This window comes from Rathayibacter sp. AY1E6, from assembly GCF_002931115.1.
Classification (GTDB): domain Bacteria; phylum Actinomycetota; class Actinomycetes; order Actinomycetales; family Microbacteriaceae; genus Rathayibacter.
Window position 1 is genome coordinate 1 of the sequence record NZ_PSVK01000025.1, and the last position, 20,734, is coordinate 20,734.

The following is a 20,734-nucleotide window of genomic DNA, read 5'->3' on the forward strand; positions in this document are numbered from 1 at the left end:
CCCGCGATCAAGCGTCGAAGCGGTAGCCGAGGCCGCGGACAGTAACCAGGAGCACCGGTTCCTTCGGCGTCTTCTCGATCTTGGAGCGGATGCGCTTGACGTGGACGTCGAGGGTCTTCGTGTCGCCGAAGTAGTCGCTCCCCCAGACGCGGTCGATGAGCTGGCCGCGGGTGAGGACACGGCCCGCGTTGCGGAGGAGCATCTCGAGGAGCTCGAACTCCTTGAGGGGCATCGGGGTCTCGACGCCGTCGACTTCGACCGTGTGGCGTTCGATGTCCATGCGGACGGGGCCGGCGACGACGATCCGCTCCTCGCCGGGCTCCTCGGTGCGGCGTCGGAGGACGGCGCGGATGCGGGCGAGCAGTTCGCGGGTGGAGTAGGGCTTGGTGACGTAGTCGTCCGCGCCGAGCTCCAGGCCGACGACGATGTCCACTTCGGAGTCCTTGGCGGTGACCATGATGATCGGGACGGAGGAGCGGGTGCGGATCTCGCGGCAGACCTCGGTGCCGGGCATGCCGGGCAGCATGAGGTCGAGGAGGATCAGGTCGTAGTCGCCCTCGTCGAAGGCGGCGACGGCGCGGTTGCCGTCCTCGGCGACGGTGACGTCGTAGCCCTCGCGTTCGAGCAGGTAGCTGAGGGGCTCGCTGAGGGCGCTCTCGTCCTCGACGAGCAGGATGCTGGTCACGCGTGTTCTCCTATCGGGGCGGTCGCCGCGAAGGGCGTCCGGGCGGGGTCGGCTTCGGGGAGCCGGATGGTGAAGGTGGAGCCGCGGCCGGGCTTGGACCAGACGCGAACGTCGCCGCCGTGGTTCTGCACGGCGTGCTTGACGATGCTGAGGCCGAGGCCGGTGCCGCCGGTGTGGCGGGAGCGGGCCTGGTCGACGCGGTAGAAGCGCTCGAACACCCGGTCGAGGTCCTCCTCCGGGATGCCGATGCCCTGGTCGGTGACGGCGATCTCGACGACTCCGCCGGTGGAGCGGACGCCGATGCCCACGCGGGAGCCGGCGGGCGAGTACTGGATGGCGTTGGCGAGGAGGTTGTGCAGCGCCGAGACGAGCATCTTCTCCTGCCCCACGACGTAGGCCTTCTTCATCCCGCCCTTGACCAGGGTGACGTCGTGCGACTCCGCCATGACGTGGGTGGTCTCGAGCGCCGCCGTGACGACGTCGTCGACGCGGATGATCTCGGCGGAGCCGGCGACGTCGGCGGCCTGGAGGCGGGAGAGCTCGATGATCTCGCGCGTGATCTTCGCGAGGCGGTGCGACTCCTGGGTCAGCCGGTGCGCGAAGCGGCGCACCTGCTGGGGGTCGTCGGCGGCGGAGTCGAGGGCCTCGGCGAGCAGGCCGACGGCGCCGATCGGGGTCTTCAGCTCGTGGGAGATGTTGGCGACGAAGTCCCGGCGGACGGCCTCGAGCCGGCGCGCCTCGGTGTGGTCCTCGGCGATGACGAGGACGTAGCGGGAGCCGAGGCGGGTCGCGTGGACGACGAGCGTCACGGCGGCGTCGGAGAGCGGGCTGGTCGCGAGCTCGAGGTCCTGGACGATGTCGTCGCCGAAGCGGCGGACGCGGTCGACGATGGCGGCGAGGTCGGGGTGGAGCAGCGTGTCCTGCGAGACCAGGCCGAGCGCGACGGCGCGGGTGGACGCCTTCAGCACGTTGTGAGACGGGTCGGTCACGAAGGCGGGCGAGCCGACGGCGTCGATGATCGCCTCGATCCCCTCGGGGAGCCCGACCGAGATCACGTCCTGCGCGATGCGGCCCTGGCGGGCGGCGAGCGTGAGCACGGTCGTCAGAAGGATCCCGATCGCGACACCGAGAACGAGCGACAGAACCACGATCAAGCCCGAATCCACGGACCCAGGCTAACCATCCACCGGGCGTCCCCCTACCGGACGCCCGTCGATCCTCCGGGGGTCGAGTACTGTTCAAACGCCCGGCACCGTCCGTTAACCTGCCGTGGTCATCATGACTGCGCCTGCGCCCACGGAGTGCAGTCGCAGCGGCGTGCGAGGTGCTCGCCGCAGATCCGGCGCCGTCGTCCGCGCGCGCCGTAGAGAGGGTCGAACACAGATGCGCGAAGTTTTCCAGCAGGAGCTGGCCGAGGTCCAGGAACGACTCGTCGAGATCTCCGGACTCGTCGAGATCGCCATCGAGAAGGCGACCCAGGCGTTCAACCACTCCGACGTCACCCTCGCGGAGGAGGTCATCGCGAGCGACGCGCGCATCGACGAGCTGGCCATCAGCCTCGACGAGCTCGCGATCGACATCCTCGCCCGGCAGAACCCGGTCGCCCGCGACCTGCGGATCGTCGTCTCGGCGCTGCGCATCAGCGCGTCGCTCGAGCGGATGGGCGACATCGCCGAGCACATCGCCCAGCTCTCGCGCTACCGCTTCCCCGACAAGGTGGTCCCCAAGAGCCTGCGTCCGACGTTCGTCGAGATGGGCCGCCTCGACGTGGTCGTCGCGCACAAGCTGACCGACCTGCTCCGCTCGCAGGATCCGCGCATCGCCGAGGAGATCCGCGACGAGGACGACAAGATCGACGAGCTGCACGTCAGCGTCTTCGACAAGGTGCTCAGCGAGGCGTGGAAGGGCCAGGCAGCGGACACCGTCGACGCGACCCTCGCCAGCCGCTACCACGAGCGCTTCGCCGACCACGCCGTGTCGATCGCCAAGAAGGTCCAGTACCTGATCTCGGGCGACTACTCCTAGTCGACACCTCGGGCTCCGGCCCGTCTCACCGTCCGGCCCGCAGGAACGATCGTCTCCTGCGGGCCGGACGTGTCCGTGCCGTCCCCGTCGGAGCTGCGGACGGGAACGGCCCGCCGGAGTCGAGGACTCGGGCGGGCCGTTCGCGCGTGCGGGGCGGTGCTACTTCTTGGCGCCCTGGGCGGCGACGGCGGCGGCACCGGCGGCCGCGGCCTCGGGGTCGAGGTAGCGCGCCTCCCCGATGGGCTCGAAGTCCTCGTTCAGCTCGTAGACGAGCGGGATCCCGGTCGGGATGTTGAGCTCCGCGATGTCCGAGTCCGAGATGCCGTCGAGCGTCTTCACCAGCGCGCGGAGGGAGTTGCCGTGCGCGGTGATCATGACGGTCTTGCCCGAGGCGAGGTCCGGCTTGATGTCGGACTCCCAGTACGGGAGCATCCGCTCGATCACGAGCTTCAGCGACTCGGTGCGGGGCAGGGCGTCGCCGAGGTCGGCGTAGCGCTCGTCGTGCGCCTGCGAGTACTGGTCGTCGTCGTCGAGCGGGGGCGGCGGCACGTCGAAGGAGCGGCGCCAGGTCTGGAACTGCTCGGGGCCGTACTCGGCGAGGGTCTGCGCCTTGTCCTTGCCCTGCAGGGCGCCGTAGTGGCGCTCGTTGAGGCGCCAGGAGCGCTTGACGTCGATCCACAGGCGGTCGGCGACCTCGAGGGCGATGTTGGCGGTCTGGATCGCACGGGTCTGGCGCGACGTGTAGACGATGTCGGGGTGCAGGCCCGCCTCGGTCAGCAGCTCGCCGGCGCGGGTGGCCTCCGCGACTCCCTGCTCGGTCAGGCGCACGTCGACCCAGCCGGTGAAGAGGTTCTTCTGGTTCCACTCGCTGTTGCCGTGGCGCACGAGGATGAGGGTGTAGGTCTCGGACATGCGTCCAGCTTAGAGGCGGCCCCCTCGCCCGCGGATACGCTGGAGAGCATGCCCATCGGAGCCGTCACCCGCGGAACGACGGGCACGAACCGCCTCCGCCGGGTCGACCGCCGGCTCGCCGAGCTGCCCGTCCTGCGCAGCACCGCCTCCCCGCTCGTCGTCGATCTCGGCTTCGGGGCGAGCGCGGTCACCACGCTCGAGCTGCACCGCCGGCTCGTCCAGGCCGCGCCCGACGTCGAGGTGCTCGGCCTCGAGATCGAGCCCGCACGGGTCGACACCGCTCGGCGCCAGCTCGCCCGGGTGAGGGAGGGCGGCACGCCGTTCCCCGCGGACGCGCGCGTGCGCTTCGAGCGCGGCGGCTTCGAGGTGCCCCTGCCCGCGGGGCGGCGGGCGGGCGTCATCCGCGCCTTCAACGTGCTCCGCCAGTACGACGAGGACGCGGTTAGGGGAGCCTGGGCGACGATGACGGACCGCCTGCAGCCCGACGGCGTCCTGGTCGAGGGCACCTGCGACGAGATCGGCCGCATCTGCACCTGGATCGAGGTCGGCCGGGAGGGCCCGCGCTCGCTGACCCTCTCGCTCCGGCTCGCGGCGATCCCCTCGCCGATGACGGCGGCCGAGCGCCTGCCGAAGGCCCTCATCCACCGCAACGTGCCCGGCGAGGGCGTGCACGCCTTCCTCTCCGCCCTCGAGCGGGCGTGGACGCTGAACGCCCCTCTCGCCGTCTACAGTCCGGGTCAGCGCTGGATCGCGGCGGTCCGGGACCTCCGGCCGGAGTGGCCGGTCCTCGGCGGGCCGCGGCGCTGGCGCCTGGGCGAGGTGACGGTCGCGTGGGAGGCGGTCGCCCCCTCCTCCTGAGCGCCGGGCCTGAGCGCCGGGCCTGAGCGCCGGGCCTGAGCGCCGGACCTCCTGAGCCCTAGGCGAGCGGGGGCAGGGCGGCCCGCGCCTCGGCGGGAGCGGCGCCGGTCGCCGTGAGCAGGTCGACGACGAGCGGGCGGAGCAGGACGAGCACCGTCTTCTCGGCGAGGCGCGCCTCCGGGATCAGCCGCTGGGGGTCGAGCGTGGTCGCGAGCAGCACGAGGTCCTGACGCGCCAGGGCGAGCACCGACGGATCGGCGACCGCGCGGCCGAGCAGCGCGATGCCCGGGCCGAGGGCGGCGACCGCTCCGGCGAGCGCCGGCCGCGGGGCGCCGTCCCCGACGAGGAAGTCGGTGCGGCGCGCGACGATGCGCAGATTCCGGGTCGCGAGGTCCAGCGCGGACAGCATCACGGCCTGGCGGGAGAGCTCGCCGCGGTGCCGACGGACGAACGGCGAGATCCGGGCGACGCCGGTCGCGGAGTCGAGCGCCGCGGTCCAGCCGTCGATGACCGGCTGCGTCCCGCGGATCCGCTCGAGGGCTGCGGTGGACGCCGAGGAGTCGCCCCGGCGGAGCGCCTCGGCCAGCTCCTCCACGGTCCGGCTGAGCGCGGTGAGGAGCCGATGCGCCTCGGCCCGCGCCGTGCGCAGCGGCGGGCGGGGCACGATCGCCGTGCAGAGCAGCGCCGCGAGCCCGCCGATCAGACCGTCGACGCTCCGGGTGAAGACGCCTCCGTCCGGCGCAGGGAGGACCATCACCAGCATCGCCTGGGTCCCGGCGGCCACGGCGAACCCCGGCGAGGGCGAGAGGGCCCGGCCGAGCGTGAAGACGATCGCGAGGACGACGGCGAGCTGCCAGACACCGCTCCCCCACAGCAGGAGCAGGACCTCGCTGGCCGTGATGCCGATGAGCATCCCCGTCGCTGTCTCGGCCACCTGCTTGGGGCGGGTGTCGCGCGCGATGCCGAGGCTCGAGATCGTGGCCGTCAGCGCCAGCACCGGCGCGGGGTGCCCGAGGAGGAAGTGCGCGACGGAGTAGGCGAGGGTCGCCGCGAGCACGATCTGCAGCACGGCGGGGAGCGACGCCCCCGCGCGGGCGAGGGCGCGCGCGGGACTCAGCTCGGGGGTCCGGACGAGACCGCGCAGCCGCTCGGCCGCCCGGCCCCGCTCGGCGGGACGTGCGGCCACCACGGCGTGGCCTACCTCGTCGTCGCCCCGAGGCGGGGCAGGCGGGGCACTCCCGCCTCCGCTCCGGCTCCGGGCGGGACCACGACCTCCTGGGCCGCGGCCACGCGCGAGTCGCCGGCCAGCACGGTCAGCTCGAGGTCCACCGGGACGCTCCGCTTGACGACCGCGAGGGCGACCGGTCCGTCCTCGTAGTGCCAGGCGCTGGAGGTGACCGTGCCGACCTCGACCGGCTCGCCGCCCTTGAGCGCCGTGACGACGTCGCCGTGGGCGGGGAGGACCGAGTCGGAGCCGTCGAGCTGCAGCAGGACCAGGCGCCGCGGCGGGTGCCCGAGGTTGTGCACCTTCGCCACCGTCTCCTGGCCCCGGTAGCAGCCCTTGGCGAGATGCACGCTCGAGCGGAGGAGGTCGAGCTCGTGCGGGATGGACCGCTCGTCGACCTCCGTCGCGTGGCGCGGGCGCCAGGCGGCGATGCGCAAGGCCTCGAGGGCGTCGACCCCGGCGAGGGCCACTCCCACCCCGACGGCCGTCTCCGCGAGGGCCTCGAGGGCCGCTCGCGGGACCAGGACCTCGCGGAGCTCCCAGGAGGCCCCGGGGTGCTCTGTGGTCAGCGCGTACTGCCAGCCGCCCGGCTGGACCTGCGACCACGGGTCGCTCCAGACGACGGGCTCCTCGGCCAGGGACAGGGCGAGCGTCAGGGCCGGCCCGTCGCCGAGGGCGGCGAGGGTCGCGAAGTCGTCGGTGCGGTCGGCGACCTCGACGCGGAGCATGAAGCGCATCCGGTCGAGCCAGGCGGCCAGGCCGGCCGTCTCGTCGCGGTCGAGCAGGAGCCAGGCGGTCTCGCCGTCGTCGACGAGGCGGATGACGTGCTCGATCCGGCCGGTCGGGTCGAGCAGGAGCGTCTCGGCGGACGCGCCGGGAGCGAGGCGCGAGACGGCCTGGCTGGTGAGCGAGTCGATCCAGGTGAGGCGGTCCGGCCCCGTGACGGTCACGACGCCGCGGCCGGAGAGGTCGACGAGCGCGGTGCCCGCGGCGAGAGCGCGCTGCTCGCGGAAGGGCTCGCCGTAGTGGGCGGCGACGCCGGGCTCGGCGGCGCTCGTCGTGGCGACGGCGCCCGGGGCGGCCAGGAGCGGGGAGGGCGCGTCAGTCGACACGGGCGAGCCGTCCGGAGGAGTGGGTCCGCAGGCCCTGGCCGAGCGCGGCGATGTCCCACGCCCAGAGCAGGTGGTCGTCGACCAGGCCGTAGAGGCGCGTGGCGGCGGCGTAGTCCTTCGCCGCGGCGGTGCGCATCACCGCGTCGGTCGCGAGGTCGATCCGAGGCCCCTTGACCTGACCGAGGTAGAGCTCGCTGACCCCGTCCGGGTGCACGAGCGAAACCTCGATGTCGAACCCGCCGGCGGCGTTGCGCAGCGTCTCGACGGACTCGGCGTCGGGGAAGGCGGGTGCGCCGCGGCCGGGCAGCATTCCCGGGCCGGCGTCGGAGTCGGTCAGCGCGCGGCTGAGGCGCCAGTAGCCCGTCTCGGTGACCAGGGGCCGGGGCGCCTCCTCGGCGCCCTCCTCGATCAGCCACGTGTAGGAGTTGTAGTTGAGGTACGGGAGGCCGTCGTAGCTGAAGCTGATGCGATGGCCGAACTCGGCCTGGACGGAGTCGTCGCCGATCGTGTAGTCGATGACGCCCGAGCCCTCCCAGACGCCGAGCAGCCAGGACAGGGGGACGAGCTCGGGCGGCAGGCCCGACGGAAGCGAGATCACTCGGGCTCCGGCGGCGGCTAGCGCTGGCCGCGGTAGAGCTTGTAGACGACCACGCCGGAGACCCACGCGATGGCGAGGGAGGCGAGCCCGAGCAGACCGAGGTAGAAGAGTTCCAGGGCGAGAAGCATGCGCTCATCCTACCCGCCGCCTCCGACGCCGGGGCGGGGCGGACGCGGCCGCTCAGGCGGTGCGGATCCGGGCGCTCGGGACGGGAGGGCGCGACCGCTCAGGCGGGGAGGAGGAGGGCGATCCCGCTCGCGACCGCGACCACGGCCATCGCTCCGACGATGCTCGTCATCGCGCGGAGGAGGTACCCCTCGGCGCGGGCCACGGCGAGCTGCACCGCGAAGGTCGAGAGCACGCAGCCGCCGAACGTCAGCGCGAGCCAGAGCTGCCGGGACCCCGGAGCGGCGATCGCCAGCGTCAGCACGGAGCCCGCGAGTGCGAGCGCCCAGACGACTCCGATGCCCACCCGATCCCTGCCCATCCGACAATTGTGCCCCAGGCGGACGCCCCTCCCGGCCCGCCGCTAGTATTGCGGGCAGACCAGTTCTGGAGGATCCGTGGCGCAGTTGTTGATACTGACCTCGGCGGGAGGCGCCGAGGTGCTCCCCGCACTGGGGCTCCTCAGCCACCGGACCCGGCAGATCCCCGCGGAGCCCGCCCAGCTCGTGAACGCCCCGAGCTGCGATCTGATCCTGGTCGATGCGCGGCAGGACCTCGCCAGCGCCAAGTCGCTCTGCAAGATCCTCACGACCACGGGCATCAACGTCCCCCTCATCCTGATCCTCACGGAGGGCGGGCTCACGGCCGTCTCGGCCGACTGGGGCGTCAACGACGTCATCCTCGACTCGGCCGGCCCCGCCGAGGTCGACGCCCGCATCCGCCTGGTGATCGGCCGGCTGGCGCAGGAGCAGTCGACCTCGCGCATCCAGGCCTCGGGCGTCGTGATCGACGAGGCCAGCTACTCCGCCAAGGTGCACGGGCGCCCGCTCGACCTCACCTTCAAGGAGTTCGAGCTCCTCCGCTTCTTCGCCACGCACCCCTCGCGCGTCTTCACCCGCGAGCAGCTGCTGAGCGAGGTGTGGGGCTACGACTACTTCGGCGGCACCCGCACGGTCGACGTGCATGTGCGGCGCCTCCGCGCGAAGCTCGGCGACCTGGAGTCGCTGATCGGCACGGTCCGCAACGTCGGATACCGCTTCAACGTGTACGAAGAGGACAATGAGCGAGTCGCTCAACCTGTCCGTTGAGGATCTGGCCGATCCCGCGGTGGCGGCCGGCCTCGAGCACCTGATCGGGCGCGCCGCCTGGTTCGACCACCAGCCCCCCTTCAGCGACCAGACGCTCGTCGACGCCCGGGCCGGCTCGCGCACCCTCCTCGTGGGGCTGCGCGCCGACGTGGTCGTGGCGGCGGCGATCCTCGGGCAGGGCGAGCTGGAGTTCGTCGTCGATCCGGAGTGGCGCGGGGTCGGCTTCGGCACCGCGACCCTCGAGCAGGTCCTCGCGAGCGGCCGGACGGGCCTGCTCGCCTGGGCGCACGGCGACCACCCCGCCGCACGGGCACTCGCGGCCTCCCACGGCTTCGCCCCGGTGCGCACCCTCCTGCACCTCGAGCTCGAGCCGCTCGCCGCCCCCGAGGTCCGCGTCCCCGAGGGCGTCGTCCTCTCGGACGCCCGCGACCTCGCTCCGGCCGAGTGGATCGCCCTGAACGCGCGGGTCTTCGCCGCGCACCCCGAGCAGGGGCGGATGACGGAGGAGGACCTGGCGGCCCGCCGCGCCGAGCCGTGGTTCGACGAGGGCGACTTCCTCCTGCTCCGCGACGCCGACGGCACGCTCCTCGGCTACGACTGGCTCAAGATCGAGCCCGGATCGACGACCGGCGAGATCTACGTCCTCGGGGTCGCCCCCGAGGCGGCCGGACGGGGACTCGGCCGCACCCTGCTGAACGCCGGGCTCGCGCGGATGCTCGAGCGCGGCTGCACCACGGCCGACCTCTACGTCGAGGCCGAGAACCGGTCGGCGGTGGCGCTCTACCGCTCGCTCGGGTTCACGGACGCCTCCGTCGACGTGCAGTACCTGCAGCGGGCCGCGCCGCTGCGCTGAACCGGCACTCCTCCACAGGGCCTCCCCCGGCCCCGTTCATCCGGCATTCACGAGCGGCGGCGCGGAGCGGACGGACGCGGTGCCAGGATGGTCGCATGGACGGCGACAACCTGCTTCTCGAAGACGGTCTCAGCGATGACCTCGACGACGACTTCGACGACGAGGAGGAGCACTCGGACCCGCTCCTCCCCGACAACCGCTACCTCGACCGGGAGCTGAGTTGGCTCGCGTTCAACCAGCGCGTGCTCGAGCTCGCGGAGGATCCGCTGGTTCCGGCGCTCGAGCGGGCGAACTTCCTGGCGATCTTCTCGTCCAACCTCGACGAGTTCTTCATGGTCCGGGTCGCCGGCCTCAAGCGCCGCATCCTCACGGGGCTCGCCCTGCCGACGAACATCGGCCGCGTGCCGGTCGACGTGCTGACCGACATCTCGGAGAAGGCGCACCTGCTGCAGCAGCGCCACTCCCGAGCGTTCAAGGAGCTCGTCGAGCCCGCCCTGCGCGACGGCGGCATCGACCTCGTCCGCTGGGACGAGCTGAGCGACGCCGAGCGCACCGTGCTGGACGACTACTTCTCGGCCCAGGTGTTCCCGGTGCTGATGCCGCTTGCGGTCGACCCGGCGCACCCGTTCCCCTACATCTCCGGCCTCTCGCTCAACCTCTCGGTGCGGGTGCGGAACCCGAAGACGCAGAAGGTCGAGTTCGCGCGCCTCAAGGTGCCGCAGATGCTCCCCCGCTTCGTGCGGATCGCCGGAGTCGCGGCGCCGGGCGAGCCGATGCGGTTCATCTCGCTCGAGGACCTGATCGCCAACCAGCTGGACGACCTCTTCCCCGGCATGGAGATCCTCGACCACCACGTGTTCCGGGTGACGCGCAACGAGGACGTCGAGGTCGACGAGGACGAGACCGAGAACCTGATCAAGGCCCTCGAGAAGGAGCTGCTGCGCCGCCGGTTCGGCCCGCCCATCCGCCTCGAGGTCACCGACGACATGGACGACGAGACGCTGGGCCTGCTGGTCCGCGAGCTCGACATCACGACGCAGGAGGTCTACAAGCTCCCGGCCCCGCTCGACCTCAGCGGGCTCTTCAGCCTGCAGAAGATCGACCGCCCGGACCTGAAGTACCCCAATCACGTCCCGACGACGGCGGTGCAGCTCTCGCCCAGCGAGCCCAACCAGCGGCAGGACGTCTTCAAGGCCGTCTCCCGCGGCGACGTACTCCTGCACCACCCCTACGAGTCCTTCGCGACGAGCGTGCAGTCGTTCCTCGAGCAGGCGGCGGCCGATCCGGACGTGCTCGCGATCAAGCAGACGCTCTACCGCACCTCGGGCGACTCCCCCATCGTCGAGGCGCTCATCGACGCGGCCGAGTCGGGCAAGCAGGTGCTCGCCCTGGTCGAGATCAAGGCGCGCTTCGACGAGCAGGCGAACATCTCGTGGGCGCGCAAGCTCGAGAAGGCGGGCGTGCACGTGGTCTACGGGCTCGTCGGGCTGAAGACCCACTGCAAGCTCGCGCTCGTCATCCGCCAGGAGAAGGGCGGAGTGCTCCGCCACTATTCCCACATCGGCACCGGCAACTACAACCCGAAGACCTCGCGCATCTACGAGGACCTCGGACTCCTGACGGCCGACCCCGAGGTCGGCAAGGACCTCACGCGTCTGTTCAACGAGCTGTCGGGCTACGCGATCGAGAAGAAGTTCAAGCGCCTGCTCGTCGCGCCGCGCCACCTGCGGAAGGGCCTGCTCAAGCGGATCGCCGCCGAGACCGAGAACGCCCGCGCGGGGCGCCCCTCGGGCATCCGGATCAAGGTCAACTCGATCGTCGACGAGTCCGTGATCGACGCGCTCTACCGCGCCAGCCAGGCCGGCGTGCCGGTCGACGTGTGGGTGCGCGGCATCTGCGGGCTGAAGCCCGGCCAGGAGGGGCTCTCCGAGACCATCCGCGTGCGCTCGATCCTCGGCCGCTACCTCGAGCACTCCCGCATCTTCAGCTTCGTCAACGGCGGCGAGCCGGACGTCTTCATCGGCAGCGCCGACATGATGCACCGCAACCTCGACCGCCGCGTCGAGGCTCTGGTGCGGATCGTCGAGCCGGCGCACCTCAGCGAGATCGACGACATGTTCGAGCGGGCGATGGACGAGCGGACCGCCTCCTGGTGGCTCGGCCCGGACGGCGACTGGACGCGGCACCACCTCGATGAGGAGGGCGCTCCGCTCGCCGACCTGCAGAACCAGCTGATGCAGCACATCACCCATCGCAAGCGCGCGGCGACACGGTCCGCCAACCGGGCCTCCAGCCGCTGACGCCCGTGACGGGCACCGTCTACGCAGCAGGAGCGGTGTGCTGGCGGATCATCGAGGGCCGCCCGCACATCCTCGTGATCCACCGGCCGCACCGCCGGGACGTCAGCCTGCCCAAGGGCAAGGTCGACGCGGGCGAGTCCCTCCCGGAGACCGCGGTCCGCGAGATCCGCGAGGAGACCGGGCTCTCGGTGGCGCTCGGGGTGCCGCTGGGGTGCACCGAGTACACGCTGCCGAGCGGGCGCCCGAAGGCCGTCTACTACTGGGCGGCGCAGGTGACCGAGAAGGCCGTCCTGGCGTCCGACTTCCTCCCGAACGACGAGGTCGAGGCGCTCGAGTGGGTGACGCTCAAGCGGGCCCGGAGCTACCTGACCTATCCGCACGACGTGACGATCGTCGACGAGTTCGCCCGGATCGCCGCACGCGGTGCGCTCGAGACCTTCGCGATCGTGGTCCTGCGGCACGCGAAGGCGGTGCCCGCCTCCTCCTGGGACGGCCGCGACTCCACCCGCCGCCTCACCGGGCGCGGCCGGGTCGAGGCCGCTGCCGCCGCTCAGGCCGTGGCCGCCTGGCGCCCGCGCCGCCTCGTCTCGAGCACCGCCAAGCGCTGCCGGTCGACCATCGCCCCGCTGTCCGGTCTGGTCAGGAAGCCGGTCAAGCTGCGCGACGACCTCAGCCAGGAGGCGCACGAGCAGGGCACCGCCGACGTCCGCGCCCTGGTCGGCAAGCGGGTCCGCGCCCGCCGCACCGCCGTCCTCTGCAGCCACCGGCCGGTGATCCCCGAGATCCTGCGCGAGATCGCCCTCGCCACGGCGACCCCTCTCGGCGCCTACCTCGACGAGGCGGCAGCGCTCCCGACCGGCGGCTTCGCCGTGGTGCACCTCTCCACCGGTCACCCCGGCTCCGGCATCGTCGCGATCGAGACGCACACGCCGCTGGCCTGACCCGCCCGGGCGCTGCGCGGCCGGCTCGACGGGTCCCTCCGGACCGGGCCGGTCGCGCCGCCGGGACGTGCCCGACGCACCGCGCCTTCCCCGCCGCCCCGTCGCTCCGCAATCCCCGAGGCGGACCCGTTCACCGCGCGTTCACCGAGCGGTCGGTGCCAGGACACGACCCCTCCGTACTCTCGCTCGCGGGCTGCACCAGGCCCTGTTCTGTTTTCCACGCTTTCCTACCCGAAAGGGATACTTGTGAGATTCTCGCGTCTCGGCCAGGCGGCCGTCGTCGCCGCCGTCGCAGCGATCACGCTGACCTCCTGCGCTGCCAACGAGGCACCGGCCGCAGGCGGCAGCTCCGGCTCCGCCACCACCTCCACGCTCTCCGGCACCATCACCGGGATCGGCTCGTCCGCTCAGGGCACCGCGCAGACCACCTGGGCCGCCGCGTTCCAGACCGCGAACCCCGAGGTCACGGTCAACTACGACCCGCAGGGCTCCGGCGCCGGCCGCACCAACTTCATCGACGGCGCCGCCGACTACGCCGGCTCCGACTCCGCGCTCAAGGACGAGGAGCTCGCAGGCACCTTCGCCGCCTGCGCCCCCGACACCAAGGCGATCGACCTCCCGGTCTACATCTCGCCGATCGCGGTCATCTTCAACGTGGAGGGCGTCGACGAGCTCAAGCTCGACGCGGCCACCATCGCTGGCATCTTCAAGGGCACCATCACCTCCTGGGACGCCCCGGAGATCACGGCCCTGAACCCCGACGCGACCCTCCCGTCGGCGAACATCACCTCCGTGCACCGCTCGGACGACTCGGGCACCACGCAGAACTTCACCGACTATCTCGCGGCCACCGCGAGCGACGTCTGGGACGCTCCCGCCGCGCAGACCTTCCCGTACCAGAGCGGTGACGGCGCCAAGGGCACCTCGGGTGTCGTCGACGCGGTCAAGAACGGCACCAACACGATCGGCTACGCCGACGAGTCCGGCGCCCAGGGCATGGACATGGCCCAGCTGAAGGTCGGCGACGCGTTCTCGACCATCTCGGCCGACGGAGCCGCGGCGGTCGTCGCCGCCTCGCCCATCGCCGACGGCCGCGAGGACAACGACCTCGCGATCAAGATCGACCGCACCGGCACCGAGGCGGACGCCTGGCCGATGGTCCTGGTCAGCTACCTCATCGTGTGCCAGGAGTACGCGGACGCCGACAAGGGCGAGGTCGTCAAGTCCTTCGCCTCCTACGTCGCGAGCGAGGAGGGCCAGGAGGCCGCCGCCGCTCAGGCCGGCTCCGCTCCCCTGAGCTCCGAGCTCGCCTCGACCGTCGCCACCGCGATCGAGTCGATCAAGTAGTCCCACCGGCAGGGCCCGTCTCGCAGCACGATCCGCGGGACGGGCCCCGCCTGTGCCGGGCTCGACCCGCCGGACGCCCCTCCGAGCCCTAGCATCTCCCTGTGCGCCCCGCCGAACCCCCTCGTCTGAAGAGAGTCCCCTGGAATGGCAACTGAGACCGTCGTCCGCCCGAAGGCGAAGGTGCGTGTCGGAGATCGGGTCTTCTCGATCTCGACCGTCGCCGCCGGCTCCCTCATCCTCCTCGTCCTCGCCGCCGTCGCGATCTTCCTCATCGCGCAGTCGATCCCCGCGTTCACCGCGCCGGCCGGCAGCCTCCCCGGCGACGCGACGAGCTTCTGGGCCTACGTCGGCCCCCTGGTGTTCGGCACGGTCTGGTCGGCGGTGATCGCCCTGGTGATCGCCCTGCCGCTCTCGATCGCGATCGCCCTCTTCATCTCGCACTACGCGCCGCGCCGCATCGCGATGGCCCTCGGCTACGTGGTCGACCTCCTCGCCGCCGTCCCCTCGGTGGTCTTCGGCCTCTGGGGCGCGACCGTGCTGGCGCCGATGGTGCAGCCCTTCTACCTCTTCCTCAACGTGAACATCGGCTGGTTCCCGCTCTTCGGCGGCCAGGCGTCGGGCACCGGCAAGACGATCCTCACCGCCTCGGTGGTGCTGGCCGTCATGGTCATCCCGATCATCACCGCGGTCTGCCGCGAGATCTTCCTCCAGGCCCCGCGCCTGCACGAGGAGGCGGCGCTCGCGCTCGGCGCGACCCGCTGGGAGATGATCCGCATGGCCGTCCTGCCCTTCGGCGCCCCGGGCATCGTCTCGGCCGCCATGCTCGGCCTCGGCCGGGCCCTCGGCGAGACGCTCGCCGTCGCGATGGTGCTCTCGCCCGCGACGGTCGTCTCCTTCCTCCTGCTCACCTCGCAGAACTCGAACACCATCGCCGCGAACATCGCGCTGCAGTTCCCGGAGGCGAGCGGAGTCGGCGTCAACGTCCTCGTCGCCTCGGGCCTCATCCTCTTCGTCATCACCCTCGTCGTGAACTCGGTCGCGCGGTTCATCGTCAACCGCCGCAAGGCCTTCTCGGGAGCCAACTGATGTCCGCCGCCACCTCGTCGATGCCCTTCTCGCTGCAGGCGGGCAAGCTGCCCAAGGGCACCCCCTGGATGCTGCTCGTCGGCAGCTGGGTCGTGTTCGCCGCCGTCTTCCTGATCCTCCAGGCGGCCGGCATGATGAACGACTTCAGCCTCGTCGGCGCGATCTTCTGGGGCACCGTCCTCTTCGACGTCGCCATCTACGTGGTCTCGCGCCTGGTCGAGGGCGGCCGCAAGGCTGTCGACCGCCTCGTGACCTCGCTGGTCGCGACCGCGTTCATCATCGCGCTGCTCCCGCTGATCTCCCTGCTCTACACGGTCGTCTCCAACGGAGTCGCGCGGTTCGATCCGCTCTTCTTCTCCTCGTCGATGCGCAACGTCATCGACGCGGGCGGCGGCGCCCTCCACGCGATCATCGGCACGCTCGAGATCACGGCCATGGCCGCGCTGATCTCGGTGCCGATCGGCCTGCTCACCTCGATCTACCTCGTCGAGTACGGCCGCGGCCACCTCGCCCGGGCGATCACCTTCTTCGTCGACGTGATGACGGGCATCCCCTCCATCGTCGCGGGCCTGTTCGCCTACGCGCTCTTCGCGCTGCTCCTCGGCCCCGGCGTCCGGATGGGCTTCGCCGGCTCGATCGCCCTCGCCGTGCTGATGATCCCCGTGGTCGTCCGCTCGTCGGAGGAGATGCTGAAGCTGGTCCCGAACGAGCTGCGCGAGGCGTCCTACGCCCTCGGCGTGCCGAAGTGGCTGACCATCGTCAAGATCGTGCTGCCGACCTCCATCGCCGGCATCACGACGGGCATCACCCTCGCGATCGCCCGCGTCATCGGCGAGACCGCCCCGCTGCTCATCGTCGCCGGCTTCACCGCGTCGATGAACTACGACCTCTTCAGCGAGCGGATGATGACCCTCCCGGTCTTCGTCTACACGCAGTACGCGAACCAGGGCCCCGACGCCGAGGCGTTCCTCAACCGGGCCTGGACCGGCGCGCTGGCCCTCATCCTGATCGTCATGGCGCTGAACCTGGTCGCCCGCCTGATCGCGAAGATCTTCGCCCCCAAGCTCGGCCGCTGACACCCACCACTCGGCTCCGGCCGGAATCCCCGAAGGAAGCAATGTCCAAGCGCATCGAGGTCAACGACCTCAACGTCTACTACAGCCAGTTCCTCGCGGTGGAGGGCGTCTCGCTCGCCATCGAGCCCCGCACGGTCACCGCCTTCATCGGCCCGTCCGGCTGCGGCAAGTCGACCTTCCTCCGCACGCTCAACCGCATGCACGAGGTCATCCCCGGCGCGCACGTCGAGGGCGAGGTCCTGATCGACGGCAACAACCTGTACGGCCCGGGCGTCGACCCGGTGCAGGTCCGCCGGCAGGTGGGCATGGTCTTCCAGCGCCCCAACCCGTTCCCGACGATGTCCATCCGGGACAACGTGCTGGCCGGCGTGAAGCTCAACAACCGCCGCATCTCGAAGTCGGACGCGGACGCGCTCGTCGAGCGCTCGCTCCAGGGCGCGAACCTCTGGAACGAGGTGAAGGACCGCCTCGACAAGCCGGGCTCCGGTCTCTCCGGCGGCCAGCAGCAGCGTCTGTGCATCGCCCGCGCGATCGCCGTCTCCCCCGACGTCCTCCTGATGGACGAGCCCTGCTCCGCCCTCGACCCGATCTCGACCCTCGCGATCGAGGACCTCATCGAGGAGCTCAAGAACGACTACACGATCGTCATCGTGACCCACAACATGCAGCAGGCCTCGCGCGTCTCGGACCGCACCGCGTTCTTCAACATCGCGGGCACCGGCAAGCCGGGCAAGCTCATCGAGTACGACGACACCGCGACGATGTTCTCGCGGCCGTCCGTCCAGGCGACCGAGGACTACGTCTCGGGCCGCTTCGGCTGATCCGCCCCAGACGAGAGCGAGCCGCGTCCCTCCGGGGTCGCGGCTCGCTCTCGTTCCACCGCGTTCCCTCCGGGAACGAGAAGAGCCGCACTCCGTCATGGGAGTGCGGCTCTTCTCGTGCTCGGGCCGTCAGGCGATGTCGATCGCCAGTATCGGATCGGTGGTCGGAGTCGGCGAGCCGCCGGCGTCCTCGACCGTCACGGCGACGACTCCGCCCTCGGTCAGGCTCCCCTCGAGCGGGGCCACGGTGCTGCCCTCTCCCCCATCGAACGTCCCTGCGGCGACCGGACCGGACGAGCCGATGTACCAGAGCTCGTAGGTCTTGTCCTCCGGCAGCGGCGCCAGGTCGTCCACCACGAGGGCGGAGCGGCCGAGCGAGCTCGACCAGACCAGCGTCGCCTGCTCGCCGGTGGCGACCGTGCCGGTCGTCTCCTGCGCGTCGGGGGCGCTGCGGATCTGCTCCAGAGCCGTCTGCTGCTGCGTCTGGCCGGGGCCGGACGAGAGCAGCGGCGGAAGGGTCACTCCGCCGACCACGATCACCGCGGCGGCCGCGGCCGCCGAGAGGAAGACCGCGGGGCGGGCGAACCAGCGGCTCCGGGCGCGGTTCGCGGCGCTGCCGCCACCGTCCCGGCGAGCCGTCGGACCGCTCCGCTCGCCCTCGGAGGCGACGGGGACCAGACGGGGCGCGGCGGGCGCCTCGTGGTCCTCGTCGGGCTCCTCCAGCGGCAGCTGCGGAGTGGTGGCGATGAGCGCCATCAGGTCGGCCTTGAAGCCCGGCGAGGGCTCCACGGCGGGTGCGTCGGCGACCAGCGCCTCCGCCACCTCAGCGAACGCGTCGGCCTCGCCGCGCGCCTCCGGGTGCTCGGAGAGGAAGCGCTCGAAGCGCTCCTGCTCCTCGGGCGTCAGGATGCCCAGTGCGTGACCCGCCGCGAGATCGCGCGGGTCGTCCATCCCGTCGGGGAGTCGCACATCGTTCACAGGGCCACCCCCATCTCTTCTCGAAGTCTGATCATTCCGTCACGCAGGCGTGTCTTGACGGTTCCCACGGGGCACTGCAGGATCCCCGCGATCTCGCTGTGCGAGTATCCGCCGTAGTAAGCGAGCTGCAGCGCCTGCCGCTGCAGTTCCGTCAGGCGGCCCATGGCGGCCGCGACCTTCTCGTGCTCGAGGGACACCTCCGCCTGCTCGGAGACCTGGTCGTAGTCGCGTCCGAGGTCTCGGATTCCGATGCGCATGTCCCGATCACGGCCGGCTTGAGCCGCGCGGACCCTGTCGATGGCCCTGCGGTGTGCCATCGTGAGGATCCAGGTCGTCGCGCTTCCTTTATTCGGAGCGAAACGCCCAGCGGTTTGCCAGATCTCGAGGAAGACCTCCTGGGCCACCTCCTCGGACTGGGAGCGGTCGACGAGGACGCGGATGATCAGGCCGAGGACCCGGCCGGCCATCTGGTCGTAGAGCGCGGCGAACGCGGCCTGCTCTCCCCCGGCGATGCGCTCGAGGAGGACAGCCGCCTCCGCTGTGGTGTCGTCCGTCATCAGCCCCGCCTCGCCCGCGCCCGGGCTGAAAGATTCCGCGTCATCCAGAAGGCTGTCACGGCCAGGCCTGCAACGACGACCGACACCTCGATCGGATGCGTCACGAATCGGACATCCAGCGCCAACGTGCCGATCGGCACGAGCGCGGGGTCGCCCAGCCGGGGGGCCAGCCAGAGCGAGATCACGGCCACCGCCGCAGCGGTGATGCCCGGATAGCTGCGCGGGCGGATGAGGACCCAGAGCCCGGCAAGCACGTCGAGGACCGCGAGGACGCGCATCACCGTGCCCTGCGAGAGCGAGACCCCCGCGGCGAACTGGGCGCCCTCCGCGTCGTCGACGCTCGGCGCGGCGAGGAGGTAGAGGGCGGCGACGACCAGCAGCCCCGTCCCCGCCCAGACGCGCGCGCCGATCCGGAGAGCTCTGCTGTTCTTCATTCCGCTGGCGCCTGTCTGTGGGGACTCGGGCGAGGATCGACTCCTCCTGGGCCCTCGCCTCGCGCACCGTGGCCTCGATGCGAGCAGAGAAGGGGCCGGACCGCAGGAACGCCTCTCGGCGCGAGGCCGCTCGAAGCGGCTATAAGTGGAGCCCGGGGTTACTGCGATCCGGCTTCCGCCAGTCTACCAAAGGCCTCCGCGGTGGCGGCGAGCGGCGTTCGCAGTGGGTGAACGCGGGTTGCGCGTCACTCCAGGGAGTCGCTCCGCCACAGCCGCGCGCAGCTCACGAGCTCGGCCGCGGTGGTCGAGAGGCGCAGGGCGCGGGTGGTCAGCTCGCTCGCCCGGGCGGGGTTCACCGGCTCCACGTCGTCGGCGACCGAGACGGCTCCGGAGGCGCTCACGCGGCAGAACGCCGCGGCGCGGTCCAGTGCCACCGCGAAGTCGCCGTCGAAGACGCCGCGGAGGATCCGGTCGGCCAGCTCGGTGATCTCGGCCGGCCCCGTGGGAGTGCTGGCTCCGGCGACCACCGGGTCGATCGTGGCGGACAGCTCGACTCCGCGCTGGTAGAGGAAGCTCGTGCTCTCCGGGTCCTGCCGGATGACCAGCCGCAGCAGGTAGATCCGCCAGAGGGCGCCTGGCAGGCTCGCCGCGCTGGAGCGCGCCCAGAGCTCGGCGAGCGCGTCGATGCCGTTGTGGTCGGTGTACTCGACCAGTCGGTCGATGACCACCGGGTCGGGGTCGTTCCGGACACGGCTCAGCAGCGCGATCGCGGTCTCGTGGGCGACACGGCTGATCTGCGCCGGGTCCTCTCCTCCCTGGAACGCCTCGAAGACGTGGGAGGGGAACTTGGTCGGCTTGTGGAAGCCGTCTGTCATGGGGCCGCCTTCCGCGGTCGTGCGCGCGGACGCTCTCGCGCTCGCGCTCCGTAGGGGGTTCGAGGAGGGTAACGCCCGCGGCTGGGCGGGTATGCCCGCGCCGAGGACGCGGTCCGCTCCGGGATCGTCCGCGGTCCGGGCCGCACCTGCTCCGGGCCGCACCTGCTCCGGGGGCGTCGACGGCCCGCTACCCTGGAGCGCGCGGGCCTCTAGCTCAGTTGGCAGAGCAGCGGACTTTTAATCCGCGGGTCGTCGGTTCGAGCCCGACGGGGCCCACCACACGACCGCCTGGTCGCGCTTTCCGGACAGTGCCAGGGCGCAGCCAGGTCGCCGCACTACCGTGCAGAGGTGCTGACCGTCCTCCGCGTCCTCCTGCGCCGGCCTCGGCTGTGCGAGGCGTGCCGCGTCCGGCCGGCCCGCCGCCGTGACCCGTTCTGCTCGACGGACTGCGCGAAGACGTACTACCTCTACCTCTGACGGCTCGTCCGGGCCGCGGTGCTCCGCGACGGCGTCACTCGTGGCAGAGCGACCACACCTCGTCCGGGTAGTCGCGGACCTTCTCGCCGACGAGCAGGCGCCAGCGGCCGTCCTGGTGCTCGAGCAGGCGGCCGGTGACGACCTCCGAGAGCCAGTCGGAGTCGATCCGGTACCAGCGGACGAGGCGGACGGTCGTCGCGGTGTGCGAGACGCGAGTCGTCATCGCGGGAGTCCCTTCTCGAGGAGGGAGCGGGGTGCTGGAACCAGCGGGGCGTTCGACGCGCGAACGGGGGGATGACCCGCACCGGGACGACTCCGTTG

The 20,734-nt window shown here is 71.6% G+C and carries 23 protein-coding genes and 1 tRNA gene; 12 read left to right on the top strand and 12 right to left on the bottom strand.

Annotation, left to right across the window (positions count from 1 at the left end):
• Positions 1 to 7: 7 nt before the first annotated feature.
• Entirely contained in the window at positions 8 to 685 is a 678-nt protein-coding gene (locus C5C46_RS14855; protein WP_104227263.1) for a response regulator transcription factor, read from the bottom strand.
• Positions 682 to 1,851 carry a cell wall metabolism sensor histidine kinase WalK gene (locus tag C5C46_RS14860; protein ID WP_104224692.1) on the bottom strand — a complete coding sequence of 390 codons (1,170 nt, stop codon included), beginning with the start codon at positions 1,849 to 1,851 and terminating at the stop codon, positions 682 to 684. Before C5C46_RS14860 ends, C5C46_RS14855 begins: the two co-directional genes overlap by 4 nt.
• Positions 1,852 to 2,068: 217 nt before the next feature.
• On the opposite strand from C5C46_RS14860, the gene phoU reads away from it, so the two are divergent.
• Positions 2,069 to 2,710: a phosphate signaling complex protein PhoU gene (gene phoU, locus C5C46_RS14865; protein WP_104224693.1), complete on the top strand. Its 642-nt coding sequence runs from the start codon at positions 2,069 to 2,071 to the stop codon at positions 2,708 to 2,710.
• A gap of 159 nt (positions 2,711 to 2,869) precedes the next feature.
• On the opposite strand, the gene C5C46_RS14870 is transcribed toward phoU, so the two are convergent.
• Positions 2,870 to 3,622, bottom strand: coding sequence for a phosphoglyceromutase (locus C5C46_RS14870; protein ID WP_104224694.1), 753 nt, complete (start codon positions 3,620 to 3,622; stop codon positions 2,870 to 2,872).
• Positions 3,623 to 3,670: 48 nt separating this feature from the next.
• On the opposite strand from C5C46_RS14870, the gene C5C46_RS14875 reads away from it, so the two are divergent.
• Positions 3,671 to 4,480 carry a class I SAM-dependent methyltransferase gene (locus tag C5C46_RS14875; RefSeq protein ID WP_104227264.1) on the top strand — a complete coding sequence of 270 codons (810 nt, stop codon included), beginning with the start codon at positions 3,671 to 3,673 and terminating at the stop codon, positions 4,478 to 4,480.
• Positions 4,481 to 4,538: 58 nt separating this feature from the next.
• On the opposite strand, the gene C5C46_RS14880 is transcribed toward C5C46_RS14875, so the two are convergent.
• From C5C46_RS14880 to C5C46_RS14895, 4 genes are all read right to left on the bottom strand, one after another.
• Positions 4,539 to 5,669: an aromatic acid exporter family protein gene (locus C5C46_RS14880; protein WP_104227265.1), complete on the bottom strand. Its 1,131-nt coding sequence runs from the start codon at positions 5,667 to 5,669 to the stop codon at positions 4,539 to 4,541.
• A gap of 8 nt (positions 5,670 to 5,677) precedes the next feature.
• Positions 5,678 to 6,817 carry a folate-binding protein YgfZ gene (locus C5C46_RS14885; RefSeq protein ID WP_104227266.1) on the bottom strand — a complete coding sequence of 380 codons (1,140 nt, stop codon included), beginning with the start codon at positions 6,815 to 6,817 and terminating at the stop codon, positions 5,678 to 5,680.
• Positions 6,807 to 7,415 (bottom strand): FABP family protein, encoded by a 609-nt coding sequence (locus C5C46_RS14890; RefSeq protein ID WP_104224698.1) that lies wholly within the window; start codon positions 7,413 to 7,415, stop codon positions 6,807 to 6,809. Before C5C46_RS14890 ends, C5C46_RS14885 begins: the two co-directional genes overlap by 11 nt.
• 226 nt (positions 7,416 to 7,641) lie before the next feature.
• Positions 7,642 to 7,902 carry a hypothetical protein gene (locus C5C46_RS14895; RefSeq protein WP_146079008.1) on the bottom strand — a complete coding sequence of 87 codons (261 nt, stop codon included), beginning with the start codon at positions 7,900 to 7,902 and terminating at the stop codon, positions 7,642 to 7,644.
• A 76-nt stretch (positions 7,903 to 7,978) separates the two neighbouring features.
• On the opposite strand from C5C46_RS14895, the gene C5C46_RS14900 reads away from it, so the two are divergent.
• From C5C46_RS14900 to pstB, 8 genes are all read left to right on the top strand, one after another.
• Entirely contained in the window at positions 7,979 to 8,668 is a 690-nt protein-coding gene (locus C5C46_RS14900; protein ID WP_104224700.1) for a winged helix-turn-helix domain-containing protein, read from the top strand.
• A complete protein-coding gene (gene mshD / locus C5C46_RS14905) occupies positions 8,640 to 9,521 on the top strand; it encodes a mycothiol synthase (RefSeq protein ID WP_104227268.1) in 882 nt (293 codons plus the stop codon). The genes C5C46_RS14900 and mshD overlap by 29 nt, the downstream gene beginning before the upstream one ends.
• Positions 9,522 to 9,616: 95 nt before the next feature.
• Positions 9,617 to 11,821, top strand: a complete 2,205-nt coding sequence (locus C5C46_RS14910; protein ID WP_104224702.1) for an RNA degradosome polyphosphate kinase — start codon at positions 9,617 to 9,619, stop codon at positions 11,819 to 11,821.
• 5 nt (positions 11,822 to 11,826) lie between these two features.
• The gene (locus tag C5C46_RS14915) at positions 11,827 to 12,762 is read left to right on the top strand and encodes an NUDIX domain-containing protein (protein ID WP_104224703.1); all 936 of its coding nucleotides are present in this window, start codon (positions 11,827 to 11,829) and stop codon (positions 12,760 to 12,762) included.
• 246 nt (positions 12,763 to 13,008) lie between these two features.
• Positions 13,009 to 14,109: a phosphate ABC transporter substrate-binding protein PstS gene (pstS, locus tag C5C46_RS14920; protein WP_104227269.1), complete on the top strand. Its 1,101-nt coding sequence runs from the start codon at positions 13,009 to 13,011 to the stop codon at positions 14,107 to 14,109.
• 144 nt (positions 14,110 to 14,253) lie between these two features.
• A complete protein-coding gene (gene pstC, locus C5C46_RS14925) occupies positions 14,254 to 15,195 on the top strand; it encodes a phosphate ABC transporter permease subunit PstC (RefSeq protein WP_104227270.1) in 942 nt (313 codons plus the stop codon).
• A complete protein-coding gene (gene pstA / locus C5C46_RS14930) occupies positions 15,195 to 16,271 on the top strand; it encodes a phosphate ABC transporter permease PstA (protein ID WP_104224706.1) in 1,077 nt (358 codons plus the stop codon). Before pstC ends, pstA begins: the two co-directional genes overlap by 1 nt.
• A gap of 41 nt (positions 16,272 to 16,312) precedes the next feature.
• Entirely contained in the window at positions 16,313 to 17,092 is a 780-nt protein-coding gene (pstB, locus tag C5C46_RS14935) for a phosphate ABC transporter ATP-binding protein PstB (protein WP_104224707.1), read from the top strand.
• Positions 17,093 to 17,221: 129 nt separating this feature from the next.
• On the opposite strand, the gene C5C46_RS14940 is transcribed toward pstB, so the two are convergent.
• The 4 genes from C5C46_RS14940 to C5C46_RS14955 form a co-directional block, all read right to left on the bottom strand.
• On the bottom strand, positions 17,222 to 18,070 hold the full coding sequence (locus tag C5C46_RS14940; protein WP_146079009.1) for an anti-sigma factor domain-containing protein: 849 nt from the start codon (positions 18,068 to 18,070) through the stop codon (positions 17,222 to 17,224).
• Positions 18,067 to 18,627 carry an ECF RNA polymerase sigma factor SigK gene (sigK, locus tag C5C46_RS14945; RefSeq protein WP_104224709.1) on the bottom strand — a complete coding sequence of 187 codons (561 nt, stop codon included), beginning with the start codon at positions 18,625 to 18,627 and terminating at the stop codon, positions 18,067 to 18,069. The genes C5C46_RS14940 and sigK overlap by 4 nt, the downstream gene beginning before the upstream one ends.
• The gene (locus C5C46_RS14950) at positions 18,627 to 19,061 is read right to left on the bottom strand and encodes a hypothetical protein (protein WP_104227272.1); all 435 of its coding nucleotides are present in this window, start codon (positions 19,059 to 19,061) and stop codon (positions 18,627 to 18,629) included. Before C5C46_RS14950 ends, sigK begins: the two co-directional genes overlap by 1 nt.
• A gap of 245 nt (positions 19,062 to 19,306) precedes the next feature.
• A complete protein-coding gene (locus tag C5C46_RS14955; protein WP_104227273.1) occupies positions 19,307 to 19,936 on the bottom strand; it encodes a DNA-directed RNA polymerase subunit beta in 630 nt (209 codons plus the stop codon).
• Positions 19,937 to 20,139: 203 nt separating this feature from the next.
• Between C5C46_RS14955 and C5C46_RS14960 the strand changes: the two genes are divergently transcribed.
• Together C5C46_RS14960 and C5C46_RS17320 are read left to right on the top strand one after the other, a co-directional pair.
• A tRNA-Lys gene (locus C5C46_RS14960) sits at positions 20,140 to 20,215 on the top strand.
• Positions 20,216 to 20,284: 69 nt separating this feature from the next.
• Positions 20,285 to 20,413, top strand: a complete 129-nt coding sequence (locus tag C5C46_RS17320; protein WP_258059535.1) for a hypothetical protein — start codon at positions 20,285 to 20,287, stop codon at positions 20,411 to 20,413.
• 34 nt (positions 20,414 to 20,447) lie between these two features.
• Here the strand turns inward: C5C46_RS17320 and C5C46_RS14965 are convergent, their stop codons facing one another.
• The gene (locus tag C5C46_RS14965) at positions 20,448 to 20,636 is read right to left on the bottom strand and encodes a hypothetical protein (protein WP_104224712.1); all 189 of its coding nucleotides are present in this window, start codon (positions 20,634 to 20,636) and stop codon (positions 20,448 to 20,450) included.
• Between the last annotated feature and the right edge of the window lie 98 nt (positions 20,637 to 20,734).

Bases quoted from the DNA above. Each gene is read 5' to 3' on its own strand.
- phoU (WP_104224693.1), top strand. From the start codon at position 2,069: ATGCGCGAAGTTTTCCAGCAGGAGCTGGCCGAGGTCCAGGAACGACTC.
- C5C46_RS14870 (WP_104224694.1), bottom strand. From the start codon at position 3,622: ATGTCCGAGACCTACACCCTCATCCTCGTGCGCCACGGCAACAGCGAG.
- C5C46_RS14875 (WP_104227264.1), top strand. From the start codon at position 3,671: ATGCCCATCGGAGCCGTCACCCGCGGAACGACGGGCACGAACCGCCTC.
- C5C46_RS14895 (WP_146079008.1), bottom strand. From the start codon at position 7,902: ATGGGCAGGGATCGGGTGGGCATCGGAGTCGTCTGGGCGCTCGCACTC.
- mshD (WP_104227268.1), top strand. From the start codon at position 8,640: ATGAGCGAGTCGCTCAACCTGTCCGTTGAGGATCTGGCCGATCCCGCG.
- C5C46_RS14910 (WP_104224702.1), top strand. From the start codon at position 9,617: ATGGACGGCGACAACCTGCTTCTCGAAGACGGTCTCAGCGATGACCTC.
- pstC (WP_104227270.1), top strand. From the start codon at position 14,254: ATGGCAACTGAGACCGTCGTCCGCCCGAAGGCGAAGGTGCGTGTCGGA.
- pstA (WP_104224706.1), top strand. From the start codon at position 15,195: ATGTCCGCCGCCACCTCGTCGATGCCCTTCTCGCTGCAGGCGGGCAAG.
- pstB (WP_104224707.1), top strand. From the start codon at position 16,313: ATGTCCAAGCGCATCGAGGTCAACGACCTCAACGTCTACTACAGCCAG.
- sigK (WP_104224709.1), bottom strand. From the start codon at position 18,627: ATGACGGACGACACCACAGCGGAGGCGGCTGTCCTCCTCGAGCGCATC.
- C5C46_RS14950 (WP_104227272.1), bottom strand. From the start codon at position 19,061: ATGAAGAACAGCAGAGCTCTCCGGATCGGCGCGCGCGTCTGGGCGGGG.
- C5C46_RS14955 (WP_104227273.1), bottom strand. From the start codon at position 19,936: ATGACAGACGGCTTCCACAAGCCGACCAAGTTCCCCTCCCACGTCTTC.
- C5C46_RS14965 (WP_104224712.1), bottom strand. From the start codon at position 20,636: ATGACGACTCGCGTCTCGCACACCGCGACGACCGTCCGCCTCGTCCGC.